The organism is Gelidibacter sp. F63206, assembly GCF_023015735.1.
Window position 1 is genome coordinate 13,383 of the sequence record NZ_JALKAU010000086.1, and the last position, 19,385, is coordinate 32,767.

21 protein-coding genes are annotated in these 19,385 nt (G+C 34.9%); 16 read left to right on the top strand and 5 right to left on the bottom strand.

The genetic code is table 11. The annotated features are described in order from the left end of the window. Positions 1-129 precede the first annotated feature (129 nt). From MWU32_RS05020 to MWU32_RS05030, 3 genes are read left to right on the top strand one after another with little or no spacing between them, the layout of a single operon-like run. Positions 130-723, top strand: coding sequence for a TIR domain-containing protein (locus MWU32_RS05020; protein WP_246938260.1), 594 nt, complete (start codon positions 130-132; stop codon positions 721-723). Further along, entirely contained in the window at positions 720-1,691 is a 972-nt protein-coding gene (locus tag MWU32_RS05025; protein ID WP_246938261.1) for a caspase domain-containing protein, read from the top strand. The genes MWU32_RS05020 and MWU32_RS05025 overlap by 4 nt, the downstream gene beginning before the upstream one ends. Before the next feature lie 17 nt (positions 1,692-1,708). Continuing rightward, the gene (locus MWU32_RS05030) at positions 1,709-2,080 is read left to right on the top strand and encodes a TIR domain-containing protein (RefSeq protein WP_246938262.1); all 372 of its coding nucleotides are present in this window, start codon (positions 1,709-1,711) and stop codon (positions 2,078-2,080) included. 667 nt (positions 2,081-2,747) lie between these two features. Here the strand turns inward: MWU32_RS05030 and MWU32_RS05035 are convergent. From MWU32_RS05035 to MWU32_RS05045, 3 genes are all read right to left on the bottom strand, one after another. Further along, positions 2,748-2,924, bottom strand: a complete 177-nt coding sequence (locus tag MWU32_RS05035) for a hypothetical protein (RefSeq protein WP_246938263.1) — start codon at positions 2,922-2,924, stop codon at positions 2,748-2,750. 6 nt (positions 2,925-2,930) lie between these two features. After that, positions 2,931-3,539, bottom strand: coding sequence for a hypothetical protein (locus tag MWU32_RS05040; protein ID WP_246938264.1), 609 nt, complete (start codon positions 3,537-3,539; stop codon positions 2,931-2,933). A gap of 100 nt (positions 3,540-3,639) precedes the next feature. Further along, complete coding sequence (locus MWU32_RS05045; protein WP_246938265.1) at positions 3,640-3,843, bottom strand: hypothetical protein; 204 nt, start codon at positions 3,841-3,843, stop codon at positions 3,640-3,642. A gap of 221 nt (positions 3,844-4,064) precedes the next feature. Here MWU32_RS05045 and MWU32_RS05050 point away from each other — a divergent pair, with 221 nt between their 5' ends. The 10 genes from MWU32_RS05050 to MWU32_RS05095 all read left to right on the top strand — a co-directional run bounded on the left by MWU32_RS05050 (position 4,065) and on the right by MWU32_RS05095 (position 14,539). Continuing rightward, entirely contained in the window at positions 4,065-4,517 is a 453-nt protein-coding gene (locus MWU32_RS05050) for a hypothetical protein (protein WP_246938266.1), read from the top strand. Between the two features lie 27 nt (positions 4,518-4,544). Beyond that, positions 4,545-4,847, top strand: coding sequence for a hypothetical protein (locus MWU32_RS05055; protein WP_246938267.1), 303 nt, complete (start codon positions 4,545-4,547; stop codon positions 4,845-4,847). A 141-nt stretch (positions 4,848-4,988) separates the two neighbouring features. Continuing rightward, on the top strand, positions 4,989-5,621 hold the full coding sequence (locus MWU32_RS05060; RefSeq protein WP_246938268.1) for a hypothetical protein: 633 nt from the start codon (positions 4,989-4,991) through the stop codon (positions 5,619-5,621). A gap of 145 nt (positions 5,622-5,766) precedes the next feature. Further along, positions 5,767-6,489, top strand: a complete 723-nt coding sequence (locus MWU32_RS05065; RefSeq protein WP_246938269.1) for a hypothetical protein — start codon at positions 5,767-5,769, stop codon at positions 6,487-6,489. 168 nt (positions 6,490-6,657) lie between these two features. Beyond that, on the top strand, positions 6,658-9,486 hold the full coding sequence (locus tag MWU32_RS05070) for a DEAD/DEAH box helicase family protein (RefSeq protein ID WP_246938270.1): 2,829 nt from the start codon (positions 6,658-6,660) through the stop codon (positions 9,484-9,486). A gap of 45 nt (positions 9,487-9,531) precedes the next feature. Beyond that, positions 9,532-10,224 (top strand): DUF433 domain-containing protein, encoded by a 693-nt coding sequence (locus tag MWU32_RS05075; RefSeq protein ID WP_246938271.1) that lies wholly within the window; start codon positions 9,532-9,534, stop codon positions 10,222-10,224. Continuing rightward, positions 10,221-10,634, top strand: coding sequence for a hypothetical protein (locus MWU32_RS05080; RefSeq protein ID WP_246938272.1), 414 nt, complete (start codon positions 10,221-10,223; stop codon positions 10,632-10,634). The genes MWU32_RS05075 and MWU32_RS05080 overlap by 4 nt, the downstream gene beginning before the upstream one ends. Before the next feature lie 14 nt (positions 10,635-10,648). Next, positions 10,649-11,881, top strand: coding sequence for a restriction endonuclease subunit S (locus tag MWU32_RS05085; RefSeq protein ID WP_246938273.1), 1,233 nt, complete (start codon positions 10,649-10,651; stop codon positions 11,879-11,881). 140 nt (positions 11,882-12,021) lie between these two features. Then, positions 12,022-13,014 (top strand): RhuM family protein, encoded by a 993-nt coding sequence (gene rhuM, locus MWU32_RS05090; protein WP_246938274.1) that lies wholly within the window; start codon positions 12,022-12,024, stop codon positions 13,012-13,014. Position 13,015: 1 nt separating this feature from the next. Further along, complete coding sequence (locus MWU32_RS05095; RefSeq protein WP_246938275.1) at positions 13,016-14,539, top strand: class I SAM-dependent DNA methyltransferase; 1,524 nt, start codon at positions 13,016-13,018, stop codon at positions 14,537-14,539. A gap of 138 nt (positions 14,540-14,677) precedes the next feature. On the opposite strand, the gene MWU32_RS05100 is transcribed toward MWU32_RS05095, so the two are convergent. Next, on the bottom strand, positions 14,678-14,854 hold the full coding sequence (locus tag MWU32_RS05100) for a histone H1 (protein ID WP_246938276.1): 177 nt from the start codon (positions 14,852-14,854) through the stop codon (positions 14,678-14,680). Positions 14,855-15,250: 396 nt separating this feature from the next. On the opposite strand from MWU32_RS05100, the gene MWU32_RS05105 reads away from it, so the two are divergent. After that, entirely contained in the window at positions 15,251-15,895 is a 645-nt protein-coding gene (locus MWU32_RS05105) for a porin family protein (RefSeq protein WP_246938277.1), read from the top strand. 474 nt (positions 15,896-16,369) lie between these two features. On the opposite strand, the gene MWU32_RS05110 is transcribed toward MWU32_RS05105, so the two are convergent. Next, on the bottom strand, positions 16,370-17,125 hold the full coding sequence (locus MWU32_RS05110; RefSeq protein ID WP_246938278.1) for a T9SS type A sorting domain-containing protein: 756 nt from the start codon (positions 17,123-17,125) through the stop codon (positions 16,370-16,372). Between the two features lie 959 nt (positions 17,126-18,084). On the opposite strand from MWU32_RS05110, the gene MWU32_RS05115 reads away from it, so the two are divergent. Both MWU32_RS05115 and MWU32_RS05120 read left to right on the top strand, forming a co-directional pair. Continuing rightward, positions 18,085-18,651, top strand: a complete 567-nt coding sequence (locus MWU32_RS05115; protein ID WP_246938279.1) for a PAS domain-containing protein — start codon at positions 18,085-18,087, stop codon at positions 18,649-18,651. Next, entirely contained in the window at positions 18,648-19,034 is a 387-nt protein-coding gene (locus tag MWU32_RS05120; RefSeq protein ID WP_246938280.1) for an acyl-CoA thioesterase, read from the top strand. Before MWU32_RS05115 ends, MWU32_RS05120 begins: the two co-directional genes overlap by 4 nt. The last annotated feature ends 351 nt before the right edge of the window (positions 19,035-19,385 follow it).

A 19,385-nucleotide genomic window follows, 5' to 3' on the forward strand; every position in this document is an offset into this window, starting at 1 on the left:
AGGTTTACAGTAATTGGCATGCACATTAAAAAGAACAATCAAGGGCTATTCCGACCGAATTAAGAGGTAAAATAATAATCACATGGTCTTAGGACAATTTGGTAAAGATCATTAAAAGGATTTAAATGTATGGGTATTTATAGTAGTTCATATTTAAAAGACATTGCTTTAAGTAAAAAAAGATTATTTGAACAAAAATTATTTAGTGCTCAAAATGTTTCTGAAAATAAAGTGTTTGATATTTTTTTATCTCATAGCTTTTTAGATAGAGAAGAAGTACAAGGACTTTATCAAGAGTTGACAGATTTTGGGTATTCTGTTTATGTTGATTGGATAGTTGATCCACACCTTGATCGCTCCAACGTCACTAAAGAATCTGCCTCACTTGTAAGAAAAAGAATGAAGTGCTCAAAATCACTTCTTCTTGCAATTTCTGTAAATGCTTCAATGTCCAAATGGATTCCTTGGGAGCTTGGATATGTTGATGGAAGTACAAATAGGTGTGCAATAATTCCAGTGGCTAAAGAAAGGATTCCTCCAAAGTCATTTGAGGGTAAGGAATATCTTTCTTTATATCCATTTATTAAAAAACTACCTGTTAGTGGAACCAATGAAGATAAACTTTGGGTAATTGAAGCTGAATATTCTTATTCACAATTCGATACATGGTTTTCAGATGGAATAATTAAAGAAAATAGAAGCGTAAATATTTTTAACATATGAGAAAAGCACTTATAGTCGGTATTAACAACTATCCAAATGCAGAATTATTTGGCTGCATCAATGACGCTTCTGCATTTGGTAATACATTGGCAACAAACGGGGATGGTTCTCCAAATTTTGACGTGAGATTACTTAATGATGTTCCAACGAAAGGAGGTTTAAAAGGTCATATCAAAGATTTATTTGCAGGCGATTGTGAAACTGCGCTATTTTATTTTTCTGGTCATGGATTTTTTGATGAAACTGGCGGTGGAATAATTGTAACTCCTGATTACAAAGCGAATGATGAAGGTATTTCAATGGACGAAATCCTGAACATTGCAAATGAATCAAAAGCGAAAAACCGTGTAATCATACTGGATTGTTGTCATTCAGGAGCATTCGGAACACCTAAATTGGGTGGAAATCAGAATGCACAAATTGGCGAAGGCGTTTCAATTCTTACCGCAAGTAAGGATGACGAGCCTTCCGTTGAAGTAAATGGACATGGAGTATTTACAAATCTATTATTAGATGCTTTGCAAGGTGGCGCAGCAGATTTAAGAGGACATATCACACCTGGTGGTATTTACTCTTATATTGACCAAGCACTTGGCCCATGGGACCAAAGACCAGTTTTTAAAACAAATATTACTCGCTTTACATCATTAAGAACTGTTACACCACAAGTGTCATCTGAAATATTGAGACGATTAAATCAATACTTCACAACACCTGAAGACCAATTTCAACTCAACCCATCATTTGAGTTCACCAACGACCCAGCTATTGAGCATGAGTTTACAGAACCTTATGCAAATGAGAAAAATGTTTCAGTCTTTAAAGATTTACAAAAATTAGCAAGTGTTGGTTTGGTTGTTCCAGTTGACGAACAACACATGTACTTTGCAGCAATGCATTCAAAAAATTGTAGACTAACTGCATTGGGTTACCATTATTGGAGATTAGTAAAAGACAAAAGAATTTAAACCTTAAATAAAAAATCATGGCAGATAAAAAAGTAGTATTTATTGCATTTGCAATAGAAGACGACAAACAAAGAGACCTCTTGAAAGGACAATCTTTGAACACTAAATCACCATTCGAGTACATTGACATGTCAGTAAAACAGCCATATGACAAGGAATGGAAAGAAAGAGTAAGAACAAGAATCAAACGTTCTGACGGTGTAATCGCTTTGGTAAGCAAAAATTCATTGACTTCAAGCGGCCAGAAATGGGAAATCCAATGTGCTAAAGAAGAGGGTAAAAAAGTTAGAGGAATTTGGGCATATACAAATGACCGAACAGACCTTGCTGGTGTTTATACCCAAGTTTGGTCTTGGCCGAATATTGCAGCATTTATTGATTCACTTTAATAGCTAATCCTTAGCATCCATACACATTGCCAAGTCACTCAAAAAGCCGACCGCACAAGCCAAAACTTGTCAAAGAGTATGGTTGTCCCAACGCTGACCGAAAAGAAAGCACTGGCATACATAAAAGTGGGTAAAACATTGGGCAATAAGTGGTTAAAATGAAACTTAGAGCAACAAATAAAATTTTGCGGCAACTTGAAAATGAAGTGTTTCGAAATGGCCAACGCTTCATACACAAAACGATGGACAGGCAAAACTCATCGATTAAAATAAACTTTAGAACAATATGACAAAAGGCGAATGGGGAAAACTATATGGAATTATAGATAATGAACACTCAACTTTTTTATTAGAATATCCAACAATGAGAAATTCCTGCGGAATTTCCACAGGCTCGGTCAATTTTTGTTATTTCAGGTGTTTATCCCACGCAACTATTCTTACACCGAACGTTGGCAAACATCCAAAAAAAACATCGTAAAAACAAAGAAATAGATGAAAACGCCAGCTTGGGTTCTAAAATGCGTTAGACTATCCCTAAGTCAAGCTACGAGTATTTTTTATTTTATGATTTTCTAAAAGACAGAATTTGCCAAAAGCAATAAAACTTCTTCGGGGAATGAAAACAATTACAAACAATGACGAAAAGCTATATCAAAGACTTGATTTAAAGTTCAAGAGTTTTTTGAAAAACTATTAACTGATTGTCAAGACTGTCAAATTTTTCCTGATAGAAATCTTTTTCAGGTTTTGAAACAAAATTAAAATTGTTCTTTAAACGTTTTAAAATTTCAGTCTGAAGTTTTAAAACCTTGATAAGTTCTTTTGATTGTTGTGGATTCATAGCCTCTTATTTTGCACCAATTTCATTCAAAAAACCAGTTATAAAATTAGATGTCTCTGATAATAAATTGTTAAAAATTATATTTGAGTGCTCTTTTATCATGTCTGGGCGGGCATTATAAAGAATATCATCATAATTCAAAGAAGGTAAAGGATGAATAAAGCAGTTAATATAAAACTGATCAGGTAACATTTTTGAAGGGTTACCAAAGAGTGGGTTAGTAAATCTCACTATTTCTTCGTAGGAGTCTTTAATTAGAGTCTGAATAATATATTTTGATTTGTTCACATCCTCCGAGAGTCTTATATAATCTTGAACAATAAAACTTCTTAATTTTTCACTATGTAAGTTACCGTGAGGATTTCCGAGTAGTAAATTCCATGGGTCTGATACGGCATCTTTAATTTTTATAATATTAGAAGTGTAAATATGGTTGAGAACGGCATTTTTGGTTTCTACATCGAATAAATTTTCTTTATAGAAACCTTCGGAATAGTACATTAAATGGCCAACTAAAACACTATCTATCACCATATCAAAATGCGCAGGAGGATCTAAAATATAGATATAATCATTAAGAACCTGGTCAAATATCTCTCTAAAAGATTGACTCATTGTAATGACTAATTTGCTATTGTTAGTTAGCATAAATCTTAAAGTTAATAATGAAAAACCCTATTTAAAACATTTGTCGCCATATCTGATATGCCAGTAGCTATCCCAGAAAACCTCGAAGTACTTCGTCGGCTTGTTCGGGAGATAATAACAGTCTAATATCAGGTTCTAAAATTTTAACTTTATCCAAGATATAGTTATTATAAACTTCGAGTTGATTATCAGATAAAACTTCTTTAAAAGCATTTAGTTTAACACCAATCATCAGCAAATTGAAGTTGACTTGTTTTTCTAATTCAGACATAATAAAAATTTTACCTAATTTAACAAAATTAAATAGAATAACAACAAAGAAGTATAATAGGACGATTTGCCAACAATGTATAAGCAATGGCTTGTCCTCGCCTACTTGGAAATTCCTTCGGAATTTCCACTGGCAAGTACCTGTTTGCAATTGTCCGTGCCGAACCACGCCACTGCTCATACACGAAACGTTGGCAAACATTACCAAGCACACTCTGAAAAATGAACGACCTTGATAAAATATTAGATTTTTTAATTACGCATTTTAACAAAAAAAGAAATGTTTGGATGCCTAACGTAAAATCTATTCAAAAGGATTTATTTCCAAATTATAACGAAGACCAAATTATTTCGTTGCTAAATCAAATCCAAAATAGTCGACCAGACATATTGACTTATAAAAGCACAAGAGCTGGAGATTTAATTCAAATAACTGGATTGACTGAATCGTTTTTAAATCAAGGTGGATTCACAGAAATTGAGTTAGGAAAAACAGTTGCGGAATTTAAAAAAAATGACCGAGAAAAAATAGAATTAGAAAAAGCTAAAATTGACCTTGAATTAGCGAAAAAAACGCTCAAGGAATTTCCTAAAACTAAATGGTTTGCGAGAATTGGATTTATAATTGGAATTATATTATTATTAAAGGAATTATATCTATTGATATGGAAATAAAAATTCAAACCAAATAAACCGAACATTATGAATTTGAAAAAACTACTACTCATACTTTCCTTTTTTGCAATAATTAGCTGTGAATCTGAAAAATTTAAAACTGCGAATGGAACTGAAATGGAAGTTTCTTCGTTGATTGGAATGGATGTATTTGACATTGCTTATGAATATAGCAAAGTTGGTCCTGAAACATTAACTGGAACAAATAATCAAAGATGGGTAGTTTATTATTCGGATATTAATGTCACTCTTGAAACAAATAAATCAACAAATACAGTTCAGAAAGCAAGTAAAGGTAAAAAACCAAAAAGCGGAACTTATGCTGATTAAGAATAACGATTTGCCGTGTATAATTAATGGCTTGGTTCTCGCTTACTTACGAAAATCCACGCGGATTTTCTATTCGGTTTTTATTTGCTAAATTAGGTGCTTAAACACGCCACTTAAGCATACACAAAACCGTTGTACATTTTGATAGAAGCACCATCATTCCGAAAAGTTGAAAGACATATCCATGAAAAAGGAGACCCAATTTGCTGTATTCTTTTCGCGCCAACTTTCGACAGAATATGTAAAAGTGATATAATTCCAAGATTTGAATATTTAGATAATCGAGCTGGAAAGAACATTGACTTTTATTGTGTTGGATATATGGGTTACGCCAATAAAACTGACTTTCCAGATATGAAAGAAATCGGAGTTTCAAAATTTAAAGATAGTGGCGAAATTCCTTGGTCTTTTAGTCAAAGAAAATTTTCTGAATTTGTTGACGAAATGGAAGAAAATACTTCTTGGAAATACTCTGGCGGAACCGAACTTATAATTCTTGACAGTAATGCAGATTTTACAAATACAGTAATATTCAAAGTTGACAAAATGCTGAAAGATGACGCTATTGATAATGTAAATGAGCTTTTAGAAGCCTTAATTCAACATTCGAGAAAAGATAAAAAAACACTCGAAAAATTTAGCTTGGGTACTTTAGGTAAAAAATCGAGTGATATATTAGTTGAATCTATAATCGAACTTTTGCCAAAAGGACTAAAGTCAATGAGTGGAATTTGGACAAAAGGAAAACACTATACAATAGACAGTATAAAATAAAAACGGTGTACAATAAAGTATAAGCTATGGCTTGTCCTCGCCTACTTGGAAATTCTTTCGGAATTTCCACCGGCAAGTACCTGTTTGCAATTGTCCTTGACGAATCACGCCACTGCTCATACACGAAACGTTGTGCATTTAAGAAATGATAATAGATAGAGAATCATATTTTAGGTTTCCGCCTAAAAATTTAAAACCAGAACAAGTTATAGTATTTAATGCTATAACATTTAGCATTGATATATGTGAATTGACCTTTCAAAGATTGAATGTGGAGTTGATTGAATTCAGTAAATTACCTAAAAGCGAAAATGAAAACTATCCAAGAATTTTTGCAGACGTTTGGACAATCATAAGTAATGCAACAATTTTTTTAAATTTAATCACAAGATATTTTGATGTTAATCAAAATGAAGTTGTTCTTAATGAGTTAAATAAAGCTAAAAGGCTTCGGAATTCATACCAACATATTGATGAAAGAATTACGGAAATACTAACTTTAAATGACCTTCCAATTTACGGAGCATTGTCTTGGGTTAGAAATGTACCTAATTCAAACAAAATGCAACAATTTATTTTATATTCTGGAGTGTTTACCAATCATAAAGAAAGTATTGGCGGACAAATTTCCACACCAAGAAAAGATGAAAAAACTAATGAAATAGACGGAATACTGTTTGAGTCAATAACTAAAAGTGGGAAAAATAAATTTCCAAAAATATTAATTTCAATAAATAAATTAATGCTTGACATTAATAACTTGATTGACCATTTTGAAAAGCAATTGACAGAACAACTATCAATTAACGACAAAATTAAGAGACACAATACAAATATATTTTTTCAATTAAATAGTCACTGGGAATAAAAAAACTATGTACAATAACTAAGCATTCGTGTAGTCGGTACGACCCACCATGAATGCCGCGTTGACTGAATCACCACTGCCGGGTTAATTCAGGAGTTTTCAACAAATGCTAAATTAATCATTAACAAATATTATGTACTTTAGTATTCTTTAAACCCTAACTTATCAATGCCATCAACCGCTAACCAAAATCCTGAACAAATAGCTCGTGATAAAATCGACCTCATGTTGAGGGAAGCGGGGTGGTCAGTTCAGTCCAAAAAGAAAGTTGACCTATTGGCAAGTAAGGGCGTTGCTGTACGAGAGTACCAGACCGATGTTGGCCCGGCCGATTATGTTTTGTTTCTAGACCGTAAACCCGTAGGCATCATTGAAGCCAAACGTGAAGATGAAGGCCATCGTCTTACGGTTGTTGAGGATCAATCTTCAAACTACACCAATGCCAAACTAAAATACCTTAATAACGATCCTTTGCCTTTCGTATATGAAAGCACAGGCACCATCACACGATTTACAGATTACCGAGATCCCAAGCCAAGAGGACGGAATGTGTTTTGGTTCCACAAACCAGAAACCATTGCAGAATGGCTGAAAAAAGGTAAAAGTCTTAGGGAACGGTTATTGTCCATGCCCGATTTAGATCCCACTGGACTGCGTCCTGCCCAGATAGTAGCAATCAATAACTTAGAGCATTCGTTCAAAAAGAATAGACCTAAAGCCTTAATTCAGATGGCAACGGGTGCGGGCAAAACCTTTACCGCAGCCACCTTTGTGTATCGCTTGTTAAAACATGCCGATGCCAAACGTATTTTGTTTTTGGTCGACACCAAAAACCTTGGAGAGCAGGCGGAACAGGAGTTTATGACCTTTCAACCCAATGATGATAACAGAAAGTTCACCGAATTATATAATGTACAGCGTTTATCCTCAAGTTATATAGCCTCGGATAGTCAGGTGTGCATCTCAACCATACAACGACTTTACTCTATTTTAAAAGGCGAAGAACTCGATGAAAGTGCTGAGTTGGAAAATCCAGAAGAATCCCGATATCTATCGGGATGGTTGCAACAGCAAATTTCTAAAAAGAAAGCCATTCCGGTAGAATACACACCTCGGGTACCCATTGAGCAATTCGATTTTATTGTCATAGACGAGGCGCACCGTTCCATCTACAATTTATGGAAACAGGTATTGGATTATTTTGATGCCTTCCTAATTGGGCTCACAGCTACGCCAGACAAAAGAACCTTCGGATTTTTTAATGAGAATGTGGTCAGTCAATATACCTATGAAGAATCGGTAACCGATGGTGTCAATGTGCCTTATGATGTGTATACCATTGAAACGGAAATCTCCCAAAACGGGGAAACCATCAAGGCAGGTTGGTTTGTGGATAGACGTGATAAACTGACCCGTAAAAAACGTTGGCAACAGGAAGATGAAGATACCACTTATCAACGCAATGATTTGGATAAAAAAGTGGTCAACCCCAGCCAAATCAGAAACATCATCCGCGAATATAAACGGGCTTTAAAAGCGACTATCTTCCCAAACCGTGTGGATGAACATGGTGATTATGAAGTACCGAAAACCTTAGTCTTTGCCAAAACGGATAGTCACGCCGATGATATCATAAAAATTATTCGTGAAGAATTTGACGAAGGCAATGACTTTTGTAAAAAAGTAACCTATAAAGTCGAAGAAGATCCTAAATCGGTTTTGAACCGCTTTAGAAACTCCTATTATCCACGGATTGCGGTAACGGTAGATATGATTGCTACAGGAACGGACGTAAAGCCTCTGGAAGTGTTGTTGTTTATGCGCGATGTCAAAAGCATCAACTATTTTGAACAAATGAAAGGTCGCGGTACACGAACCATCAATACCGATTCCCTACAATTGGTGACAAGAACAGCAAAAAGCAAAACACATTTCGTCATTGTTGATGCTGTTGGTGCTACGAAGTCGAAAAAAACCGATAGCAGACCGTTGGAGCGCAAACCAACAATGCCTTTGAAAGACTTATTGGGTGCTGTAGCCATGGGCGTGGTTGATGAAGATTTATTTTTGTCATTAGCCAACCGTCTCATCCGTTTGGAAAAGCAAATTACAGAAAAGGAAAAGGATAAAATCCTGGAGTTTTCTGAAGGTAAAAATTTAAAACAGATTACCAAGGAGTTGATTATGGCTTTCGACCAGGATGAGATTGAAGCCAAAGCACAAATTGAAATAGATAAAATCCCTGTTCAAGACAGAACACCAGGTCTGATTGATGAAGCCAAAGAGAAAGCTCAGGAACAATTAATTATAGAAGCCAGTAGAACGTTTAATGGCACCTTCAACGACTATGTAGAAAATGTACGTAAACAGCACGAACAAATTATAGACAGTCATAACATAGACACCATTATCACAAGCGAATGGGATACCACATCGGTAGATAAAGCGACCCAAGTGGTAAAAGATTTTACCGAATACCTTGAAGCCAACAAAGACGAAATTAAAGCCCTGAGTATTTTTTACGACCAGCCTTACAACCGCAGGGATATCACCTTTAAAATGATCAAAGAGGTAATGGAAAAGTTGAGGCTTGAAAAGCCACTCTTGGCGCCAGATTATGTATGGGATGCCTATGTCACCCTGAGCGCAGTCGAAGGGCCTCAAAAACCTCAAGATGAATTGACCGCATTGGTCTCCTTGATTAGAAGAGCCTGTGGTATTGACCAGGAATTAAAAGCCTATGACAAAACCATTGACGAAAATTTCAGAAAGTGGATTTTTAAACAAAACGCAGGGAAACACAACCGCTTTAGCCAAGAGCAGCTGGATTGGTTGCGGATGATTAAAGACCACGTCGTAAGTAGCTATCATATAGAAATAGACGATTTAGATTACACCCCTTTTGATGCCAAAGGCGGCAAAGGAAAAATGTACCAGTTGTTCGGCACAGAAATGAATGGCATTATTGAAGAATTAAATGAAGTGCTAGCAGCATAATGTTAAAATTAATACTTTAAATAAAAAACAACTTACCTTTATATATTGATAGAACTTAATAAAAATATGAACTTCGAAAATGCACCAAAACTAGGTATAGGTATTTATACTGCTAGTGAGATAGCCCAAATACTTAGGTTATCTTACGGTAAGGTATATACTTGGATGCATAAATATTGGGATGGTAAGCTAGGGGCTGAATATGAAACCAAATATTCATGGCAAATGGAGGGAACAAGGGCCGTAAGCTTCCATACACTTATAGAGTTTTATGTAATGATGAGGTTTTCTGAGTCTGGAGTCAAACCGAAACAAGTTCTACAAGCCCATTCAGACTTGTCAAAGTTGTTTAAAACGCCGTTTCCTTTTGCAAAAAAGGAAGTTTTAGATAGCATCAGTACAGATGGTAAGAATATTTATTTTGATATAGAAGGTGTTTCAATGACGCTTAATGGTACGAAACAATTTAATCTCGATATTATTAAGTTATTCTTTATAAATCTTGACTTTGGCGCAGATGACTTAGCCTCAAGATATTGGCCTCTGGGTAAACACAAAACAATAGTTGTAGATCCACAGCGTAAGTTTGGTAGTCCAGTATTTGAAGACCAAAATATCTATCCAGAAACATTTTATGGTATGTATAAAGCAGGAGAAGCTATTGATTTTATTGCGCATCTTTATGAAGTACCGAAACAAATGGTTGAAGATGCCATAGAATATTGTGAAGCCGCATGATTATATATATCGATGAAAATCTTGCGCCTCTTTTATCAGAAGGATTTAACCTTTTGCAAAAACCCTTAAACTTTGGTCTTAAAGAACCTATAGAAGTAAGGTCTATTAAAAAAGTATTTGGTCAAGGTGCATTAGATGAAGATTGGATTCCTAAACTTGACAAAGGAAAAGATTGTGTCATTACGCAAGATTACAATATCAATCGTATAAGAGAACAACGCCAACTGTGTGAGCAATACCAAGTTGGTATGTTTTATTTTAGACCACCTTCAAAAACGGGCTATACCTATTGGGATATGTTAAAAATGCTTGTAAAACATTGGCCAGAAATCATTAAAAAAGCTAGTAAAGAAAAAAGACCATTTGCTTATAAGGTCACTTCAAAATCATCTAAGTTAGAAGATATCTAAATTGAAATTAGTTCATGAGAGAAGATTGGATTGAGTGTACGTTTGCGGATGTGATTGATATTATAAGTGGTAAAAATCAAAAAAATGTAGTTGACCGAAATGGCAAGTATCCTATTTATGGTAGTGGGGGTATTATGGGAAGGGCGAATGATTACCTATGTGAATCTGGAACGACAATAATTGGACGAAAAGGGACAATTAATAGTCCTATATATGTTAAAGAAAGGTTTTGGAACGTTGATACGGCATTTGGATTTTATCCCTTTTCAATATTGAATAATAGATTACTCTATTTTTTTTGCATTTACTTTAATTTTAAAGCATTAGATAAGAGTACCACTATTCCAAGTTTGGCAAAAAGAGATCTGTTACAGATAGCTTTTCCATTACCACCCATTCCCATCCAAAAAGCCATCGTCAATAAAATAGAAGAACTCTTCAGCAGTTTAGATAGCGGTATTGCCGACCTTAAAAAAGCACAAGACCAATTGGTTATTTATAGGCAAGCGGTTTTGAAAAAGGCGTTTGAGGGGGAGTGTTTTGTAGATGCAAAGAAGCATAAATTAAAAAATATAACTTCAAAAATTGGTTCAGGTTCAACCCCTAAAGGTGGTCAGGCAAATTATAAAGAAAGTGGGATTCCATTGGTGAGATCACTAAATGTTCATTTCGATTATATCAAATATGAAGGTCTTGCCTTCATTGATGAGAACCAAGCTGAGAAATTAAAAAATGTAATTATTCAAGAAGGAGACGTTTTGTTAAATATTACTGGAGCATCCATTGGTAGAGTAAACATTGCACCAAAGGAATTTGAAAATGGAAGAGTAAATCAGCACGTCAGCATAATTAGACCAAAAAACAACATTTTCAATACTAAATTTTTAAAGCTGTATTTACAATCATCAAAAGTTCAGAATTGGATTGATAATGTGAATGTCGGTGCTACAAGACAAGGGTTAACAAAATCTGCATTAGAAAATTTGGAGATTCCAGTACCTTCTCTAAAAGAACAACACCAAATCGTCCGCGAAATAGAATCCCGTTTATCCGTTTGCGATAAGGTAGAAGAAAGCCTTACCGAGAGTTTAGAAAAATCCCAGGCCCTTCGCCAAAGCATTTTAAAGAAAGCCTTTGAAGGCAAATTGTTGAGTGAAGAAGAAATTGCTAACTGCAAAGCTTCTCCAGATTATGAACCAGCGAGTGTGTTGTTGGCGAAAATTAAAGCGGAGAAAAAGAAGAAATAAAGCAGCTAGTAGGAAATACTGGATAGTTAAAAATTGACAAAAAGGCCATATTCAAAAACCGCATAATTGAGTTAACAAGGATTTCTTGATAACTGAAAAATGAACTTGTGCAAAAAATGCATCAGTTGGAAAAACAGTAAATGGATAAACAAAACCAAATAGAAATCTATCAAGCCAAAGATGGCTCTACTCAAATTAATGTGCAATTTGAACAAGATACTGTTTGGCTTACCCAAGCTCAAATGGGGCAATTATTCGATAAAAATAAGCGTACTATTTCAGAGCATATTAGCAATATTTTTAAAGAAGGTGAGCTTGAAGATAAAGTGGTTGTCCGGAAATCCCGGACAACCACTCAACACGGTGCTATAGAAGGAAAAACACAAACCTCAAATGTTAATTTATACAATCTTGATGTCATCATTTCAGTAGGTTATCGTGTGAAATCTAAACAAGGAACTCAATTCCGTATTTGGGCAAATAGTGTTTTAAAAGACTATTTAGTTAAAGGATATAGTATTAATGAAAAACGATTAGCTCAAAAAGAACAAGAAGTAAAACTGTTAAAAGATGGCATTCAAATTTTATCCCGAACCGTCGAAAAGGCTATTGAAGAAAAGTTAGCAGATGATGCGTGGCTCACTATTTTTGACAAAGGGTTAAGTTTATTGGATGATTACGACCATGAGCAATTAGACACCCAAGGCTTAACCACAAGAGAAGCAGAATACCCAAGCTTGGAAGACTATCATAAGTTGATCAATCAAATGCTCACCGAGTTTGATTCAGCTGTTTTTGGTAAAGAAAAAGATAAAAGCTTTGAAAGTTCCGTTGCTCAAATTGCAAAAGGATTCGGAACGGATGATTTTTATCCTACATTGGAAGACAAAGCAGCAACGCTTCTCTATTTAATAGTAAAAAACCATTCCTTTGTAGATGGTAATAAACGAATTGCAGCAGCGTGTTTCTTGAAGTTTTTACGGCATAACAATATGCTTTTCAACAGTGAACAGCAACCCATATTAAGTAACGACACACTAGCCAGCTTAACCCTTTTTATCGCTTCCAGCAAACCAGAGGAAATGGAAACAGTAAAGCGATTAGTGATTAGCGTGTTAAATAGAAATAAATAAAATGACAGACTCAACTATAATTTCAAAAATATGGAACCTTGCCAATGTACTACGTGATGATGGTGTAGGTTATGGCGATTATTTAGAACAAATCACCTATTTGCTATTTTTAAAAATGGCAGATGAACTCAACAAACCGCCTTATAATAAAGGCTTAGTTTTCCCGAAACTAAAAGATGTTGAAGGCAATGAAATTGAAGATGGTGAGACAGCTAATTGGGAAACGCTTTCAGGTAAGAGAGGAGCAGAGTTGGAGTCTTTCTACAGCCAGTTACTGCGTACGTTGTCTACAGAAAAAGGCACATTGGGTCAGATTTTTACCAAGAGTCAGAATAAAATCCAAGACCCAGCCAAACTACTTAAAGTCATCAATTTGATTGACAAAGAAGATTGGTCCCTGATGGGTGCCGACATTAAAGGTAAAATTTATGAAGGTCTTTTAGAGAAAAATGCAGAAGACACCAAAAGTGGCGCCGGGCAATATTTTACGCCCAGAGCTTTGATCAAAACCATGGTAGCCTGTGTGCAACCCAAACCCATGAAAACCGTGGTTGATCCGGCTTGCGGCACAGGAGGCTTCTTTTTGGCCGCCTACGATTGGATTGTAGAAAATAACCAATTAGACCGAGAAGAAAAGGAGTTTTTAAAAAACAAAACCTTTCATGGCAACGAGATTGTGGCCAATACCCGCAGGATGTGTTTGATGAATATGTATCTGCACAATATTGGGGAAATAGACGGCGAATCGTTCATCAATCCAAATGATGCCCTCATAGCCGACGATGGCAACAGATATGATTATGTATTGGCAAATCCGCCGTTTGGTAAAAAAAGCAGCATGACCTTTACCAATGAGGAAGGTGCTATCGTCAAAGAAGATCTGAGTTATAACCGTCAAGACTTTTGGGAAACAACCTCCAATAAGCAGTTAAACTTTCTGCAGCATATAAAAACGCAATTAAAAATAGACGGTCAGGCAGCAGTGGTTCTGCCAGATAATGTGTTGTTTGAAGGTGGCGCAGGTGAGGAGGTTAGAAAGCAATTGCTCAAAACCACAGAGCTCCACACAATTCTGAGATTGCCAACGGGTATCTTTTACGCTCAAGGTGTTAAGGCAAACGTTTTGTTCTTTAATAACAAACCAGCCAGTAAAGAGGCTTGGACCAAAGAGATATGGTTTTATGATTACAGGACCAATGTGCATCATACGCCAAAAAAGAATCCGATGCGCCAGGAAAACTTGGAAGAGTTTATCGAATTGTACAACGGCAAAAACATCAACAAGCGCCAAGAAACCTGGAGTGAAGACAATGAAGATGGACGATGGCGTAAATATAGCTATGATGATATTATAGCAAGGGATAAAACCAGTTTGGATATCTTCTGGCTCAAAGACAAAAGTCTAACCGATTTGGATAACCTTCCCGACCCGGATATCCTCGCCGCCGAGATCATTGAGAATATTGAAGCTGGACTGAACAGTTTTAGGGAAATTATGGAAACGATTAATGGGGAGGTGGAATGAGCTGACTGTTTAAAACTTTAGAATATAATATATACTATAAAACCCCTCCAGAACTAAAGGGGTTTTTGATTTAATTGGGTTATAATAATCATTAAATCATAACAGTTTCGAGTAGGATTTCTACTGGATACTTAAAGATTATTTCTTTGATTCCACAATTGAAATCTTACGGAATTCTTTCAATAATTTCTCTAAGGCCAATGACGCTTTTCTCGCTCTTGTTCCCGCTGATTTATTTCCGCTTTCCAACTGTAATTTAGCGTCACTTTCAAATGATTCGTAAGTGCTTTGCATGTTTTCAATAAGTTCTTTCATAAGATTTAGTTTTAAATTTTTATAGCGACGAAAATATAGGTTTTTCGCCTAAATACCTGCAATAGTTCGAAAAAGTTGCTCAATAATAATAGGAGATCTTCTTAAAATTATTGGACTCTTAAGTAATTTTTATCTCGCAGTAGCCATCTTTTAGTTAATGGCGCCTTATGGTCTGATATTAAGCCTTTTGAAGAAGTAATTAAATGAGAGATTGAAGATGCCCTCAGAGCTTCAAATCGATAAATAAGATTCATCAGAATAGAATTGATGGTTCTACTATAGGAAATTAGGAGGGAAGTTGGTATTTTGGTCGCTTACTTAATGTGCTGTTTGTGTACGAAGCACGCATGCACGTATTGGAAATTAATAATATCACCCAAAACTATACCGGGAATAATGAACAAAATGAATGTATTGTTTATCACATTAGGGTTAATGTGTTCAATTGCTTTAACTGCCCAAAATGATTTCAAAATAGGAATAAATGCAGGAATAAATTATCCGGATATCAGAGGAAACGAATATGCAAAATATAATAATTTTAAATTGGGCTATTTATTCGGAGTTTCGTTGGAGTATTATTTAAAGGAAAACCTTTCCCTTAAAACCAACATCAACTACGAAAGCAAGATTAAGAAAATACAACTCATTTATTTCAATAATCAAGCTCAACAAACTGGGAAGGAAAATTTCAATCAAATCTATGAGTATATTAATATACCTATCCTACTAAAATATGAATTTGGAGGTTCGAAATTTTTCGTAAATGGTGGCCCGTTTTTCAACTATTTATTTAATACTAAAATTAGTTCAGAATACCCTTATGACGATAGTGATAGTGTTGCAGAACAGAAAGATTTTGATTTCGGACTTTCTCTTGGGATAGGGACTAATATTTCTCTTAATGAGAGAAATGACCTCACCATTGAAATAAGAAATGATCTTGGCCTGATCGATACAGGGAATGTTCCACATCACGTAGACGGCACTTTAAAAACAAATGCCATAAAATTAATATTGGGCTGGAATTTAGGGGTTTGAGATATGTCTTGAATGTTTTCTTGCTTGTGGCATTTTTTTTTCAATAAGAAGTGTGTCATTAACGATTACCTGTAACTTTTATGTATGAAGCTTTAAATTAACATATGATACTATTTCTTATCTTTGGGGTGTCTTGAAAAAATAGTTTTAGGGTCTGGTTTTCCGCTCACGATCTGTAATCTTCTTGGATCTATTTTAATTCCTTTTGGTCTCTTCTTGGTCATGAAAATTTGGTTTTTAAGGGTATAAACATAAGTTTTAAAATACTAAAAAACAAGCAGTGGGAAATTACAAAAAGTTTAGTATTCAGTTCCCTACAAGTCCCAAAGTTGTCTAAAATAAAAAAGCAGTAGGATCAAACTCATTAATAAATTAGTTCCTAACGGTCAATGAAAAAGGGTCAGTCTTTAAAAAAGCCCAACCCTTGTTTCTTTAAAATTTCATTCTTAGGGAGATAGCTCCAAAAAATTAAAATTATCTTTTTATAAACTTTTTTATTTCTTTGGAACCTTCATTATTATGAAGTGCGAGAATATACATGCCCGTTTGCAATGAGGAAATGTCAATAGTCTCAATATTGGTCTTATAAGAGGCATACATAATTTGCTTGCCACCTAAACTAAAAATTTTCATGGCGTCATACAATGTATTGCCACCAACACGAATTTGGTTATCATTCACAAAAACCTGAAGTTTAGTTTGGGTGTCGGAACCAATGGATAGAGTACTATCATAATCACTAATCATTGTCACACTAGTGCCATTTAATAAACTGTTCAATAGTCCGCCTAATCCTGACGGCTTAAATACCCGGAGATAATAATCATCTCCTGGATTGACATTTTTTATAATCATTTGAAAACTTCCTCCAACTACTAATAAAACTTCATATTTATCACAGGCAACTTCTATAAGATTCTGAGTGTCACCATTGGGGGCCTTAAGTATTTGATAGTCAATTTCAGTAAATAAGGTGGTACCTGCACTCACCATGCCAATAATAAGTCTATTGTCGCCTTGAGATATTGTATGTTTATAAAATACGTCTTCAGAATTCGCACATAAGGGTGTTAGGTTAGAAGGGGTAGCATTATCATAATCCAGAAAGTTTACACCCAAGCCAGTGCCATCAATCGGAATTGCCTCGTCAATTGTATTCCCGTTTTGGGAAATGGTGGTATGTATGGTCAACAAGGTTGCCATAATCATTAAAAATGTAGTTTTTTTCATAGTGTTGAGATTTAGGTTAATAGTGTTTTAGAGCATGATGCTTTAGGTAACAATTTATACAAAAATCAAATAGTCGCCAAATTCCTACAATTATATTCTGTGAAATGCATGATTTTTTAACAATTAGTTGGAATAACATCATAGATATACAATTAAAGGCTTGATCTTGTTATAGGTATAAACCTGTATGTTATTCTATACATTCTTAAGCAGTGTTTAGGGGTAAGTTGCTAAGTGTAGAAGAAATAACAAAGTCCAAGACAGGTAAATACTATGAACCCTCTAGTGTATTGTTGGAAGAATAGTGATTGAGAAAACGAAACAAGTAGTTTGAAATCCATTAGTGAATCACAAAACACTTATAATCCATGTCTTATAATATTTAGTGGTTACTTCGGTTCGATTTGTGATAGCCATTTCGGTTTCATTATGCCGGACATTTAGTTTCAAACAGTGCCATTGTTGCCATTGTATAAAACCTCTATAACAGTTTAAATATTACAGGATTTATTTAAGAACCTGCATGGTTATTTTTGGATGGTCTATTAGTATTTGTTTGTTCATAAAATTGTCGTGTTCAAGATCAATGAACATGATTAAATAATGAACAATTGGGTGTGGGTTCTAAAGGAAGTCAAAATTGATAAATGTTCTAAAAGAACCCGAAAGTAAAAGCAAAATGATTGTGATGAAGGTGGCTGTTGTTTTTCAAGAAAACACTTACTACCTGCTATTTACTTAGGTTTTTTCCATACCTATAGAGGATATATCTGCCATAGGTTATCAAAAATAATACTTAATTGACGAAGGTTGTTTAGTCACAATAGTTAATTTTCAGTTCAGGTCGTACATCGATAATTAACGATCGTTTTCAGTTGTATCAAAAATATCGTGTATTTTTATACACCTAATAAAATGGCCTTGAAACCCGCGAATTTCCAAAATTGAAAATCCCTGTCATGAAATATGATCTTAACAAAATGATGTGTCTCGATGTGTTTCTGTCCGATCTGACTAAAGAGGTGCAGCATACAGTTGATTCACAAATTCAAAATCGCAAAATCAGGTCCATGCCTTTATTGAGTTGGGACCTTTACATGGAGGGATATAGTCATCAATTGGCGGTGGCCATAAAACGATTGGAAAGGGACAAAGTGTTGGGGTTTGCACAAAAATTTAATTGGAAGAACGATTTAAACTTCGCTTTTTCCGAAAATGATTATGAGGCTCTAATTATTATGGACCTAAACCAAAATATAATTTGGGTCAATGAAGGGTTTTCAACCATGACCGGATATTCCAAGAAATTTGCAATGAATAAAACACCCAAATTTTTACAGGGGAAGGAAACATTGGAAGATAGCAAGAGCAGAATCAGGAAGAAAATTCTGTTGCAGGTTCCTTTTAAGGAGCTGATCATTAACCATAAGAAAAATGGGATGGCCTATACTTGCGAAGTTAAAATTATTCCTTTAATCAGTGACAGAACAACCCACTTTATAGCCTTTGAAAAGGAAGTGATATGACGAACATACAAGAAAAAATTGATGCATCGAGAACCTCTATTTTTAAAGCTGTTTTCCCCAATACCACGAACCATTATGATACTCTTTTTGGCGGCACAGCTATGCAACTCATGGACGAAACAGCATTTATTACCGCGACGAGATTTTGTCGTCAACAAATGGTGACTGTAAGTAGTGACAAAATAGATTTTACTAAGCCCATTCCAGCGGGAACCATCATTGAATTGGATGGTTATGTCACCAAGGTAGGAACAACAAGTTTGAAGGTGAGGGTTGATATATTTGTTGAGGAAATGTATACCAATTCTAGGGAAAAAGCTGTTTCTGGGGAGTTTACATTTGTTGCAATTGATGGCAATAAAAACCCCGTTAAAATTATATAAACGATACCATTGTTTATTTAATTATGGCAAACGCGACAACCTAGTAGGTGGTCTTCCATTGGATTTTTAAAAGTTGTCTATATGTACTTGAATGTATCCTCCAAAATAATTTAGTCATTACTTGGCAATTAATCTTAGTTTTAGGTAAGATGATGTGATTATATTAAAAATAGCTCCAGAAAAATTAAAAAGCTCATATTTCTCGAATACTAAATTTTTTTTCACTTCTACAAATCATAATAACGAGATGGAAAGTTCTGTAACATTAAAACGGATTTTAGAGGATGTTGCTCCTACGGGGCTGTTATGGGATTTTAAATATTTAGAGATTGAAACTCCCATGGTAGTGTT

What these genes read in the sequence shown, in the direction of transcription:
- MWU32_RS05095 (WP_246938275.1), top strand. Translation starts at nt 13,016, where the DNA reads ATGACAGACTCAACTATAATTTCAAAAATATGGAACCTTGCCAATGTA.
- MWU32_RS05115 (WP_246938279.1), top strand. Translation starts at nt 18,085, where the DNA reads ATGAAATATGATCTTAACAAAATGATGTGTCTCGATGTGTTTCTGTCC.
- MWU32_RS05045 (WP_246938265.1), bottom strand. Translation starts at nt 3,843, where the DNA reads ATGTCTGAATTAGAAAAACAAGTCAACTTCAATTTGCTGATGATTGGT.
- MWU32_RS05100 (WP_246938276.1), bottom strand. Translation starts at nt 14,854, where the DNA reads ATGAAAGAACTTATTGAAAACATGCAAAGCACTTACGAATCATTTGAA.
- MWU32_RS05050 (WP_246938266.1), top strand. Translation starts at nt 4,065, where the DNA reads ATGAACGACCTTGATAAAATATTAGATTTTTTAATTACGCATTTTAAC.
- MWU32_RS05080 (WP_246938272.1), top strand. Translation starts at nt 10,221, where the DNA reads ATGATTATATATATCGATGAAAATCTTGCGCCTCTTTTATCAGAAGGA.
- rhuM (WP_246938274.1), top strand. Translation starts at nt 12,022, where the DNA reads ATGGATAAACAAAACCAAATAGAAATCTATCAAGCCAAAGATGGCTCT.
- MWU32_RS05110 (WP_246938278.1), bottom strand. Translation starts at nt 17,125, where the DNA reads ATGAAAAAAACTACATTTTTAATGATTATGGCAACCTTGTTGACCATA.
- MWU32_RS05020 (WP_246938260.1), top strand. Translation starts at nt 130, where the DNA reads ATGGGTATTTATAGTAGTTCATATTTAAAAGACATTGCTTTAAGTAAA.
- MWU32_RS05120 (WP_246938280.1), top strand. Translation starts at nt 18,648, where the DNA reads ATGACGAACATACAAGAAAAAATTGATGCATCGAGAACCTCTATTTTT.
- MWU32_RS05030 (WP_246938262.1), top strand. Translation starts at nt 1,709, where the DNA reads ATGGCAGATAAAAAAGTAGTATTTATTGCATTTGCAATAGAAGACGAC.
- MWU32_RS05055 (WP_246938267.1), top strand. Translation starts at nt 4,545, where the DNA reads ATGAATTTGAAAAAACTACTACTCATACTTTCCTTTTTTGCAATAATT.
- MWU32_RS05105 (WP_246938277.1), top strand. Translation starts at nt 15,251, where the DNA reads ATGAACAAAATGAATGTATTGTTTATCACATTAGGGTTAATGTGTTCA.
- MWU32_RS05035 (WP_246938263.1), bottom strand. Translation starts at nt 2,924, where the DNA reads ATGAATCCACAACAATCAAAAGAACTTATCAAGGTTTTAAAACTTCAG.
- MWU32_RS05065 (WP_246938269.1), top strand. Translation starts at nt 5,767, where the DNA reads ATGATAATAGATAGAGAATCATATTTTAGGTTTCCGCCTAAAAATTTA.
- MWU32_RS05025 (WP_246938261.1), top strand. Translation starts at nt 720, where the DNA reads ATGAGAAAAGCACTTATAGTCGGTATTAACAACTATCCAAATGCAGAA.
- MWU32_RS05040 (WP_246938264.1), bottom strand. Translation starts at nt 3,539, where the DNA reads ATGAGTCAATCTTTTAGAGAGATATTTGACCAGGTTCTTAATGATTAT.
- MWU32_RS05070 (WP_246938270.1), top strand. Translation starts at nt 6,658, where the DNA reads ATGCCATCAACCGCTAACCAAAATCCTGAACAAATAGCTCGTGATAAA.
- MWU32_RS05085 (WP_246938273.1), top strand. Translation starts at nt 10,649, where the DNA reads ATGAGAGAAGATTGGATTGAGTGTACGTTTGCGGATGTGATTGATATT.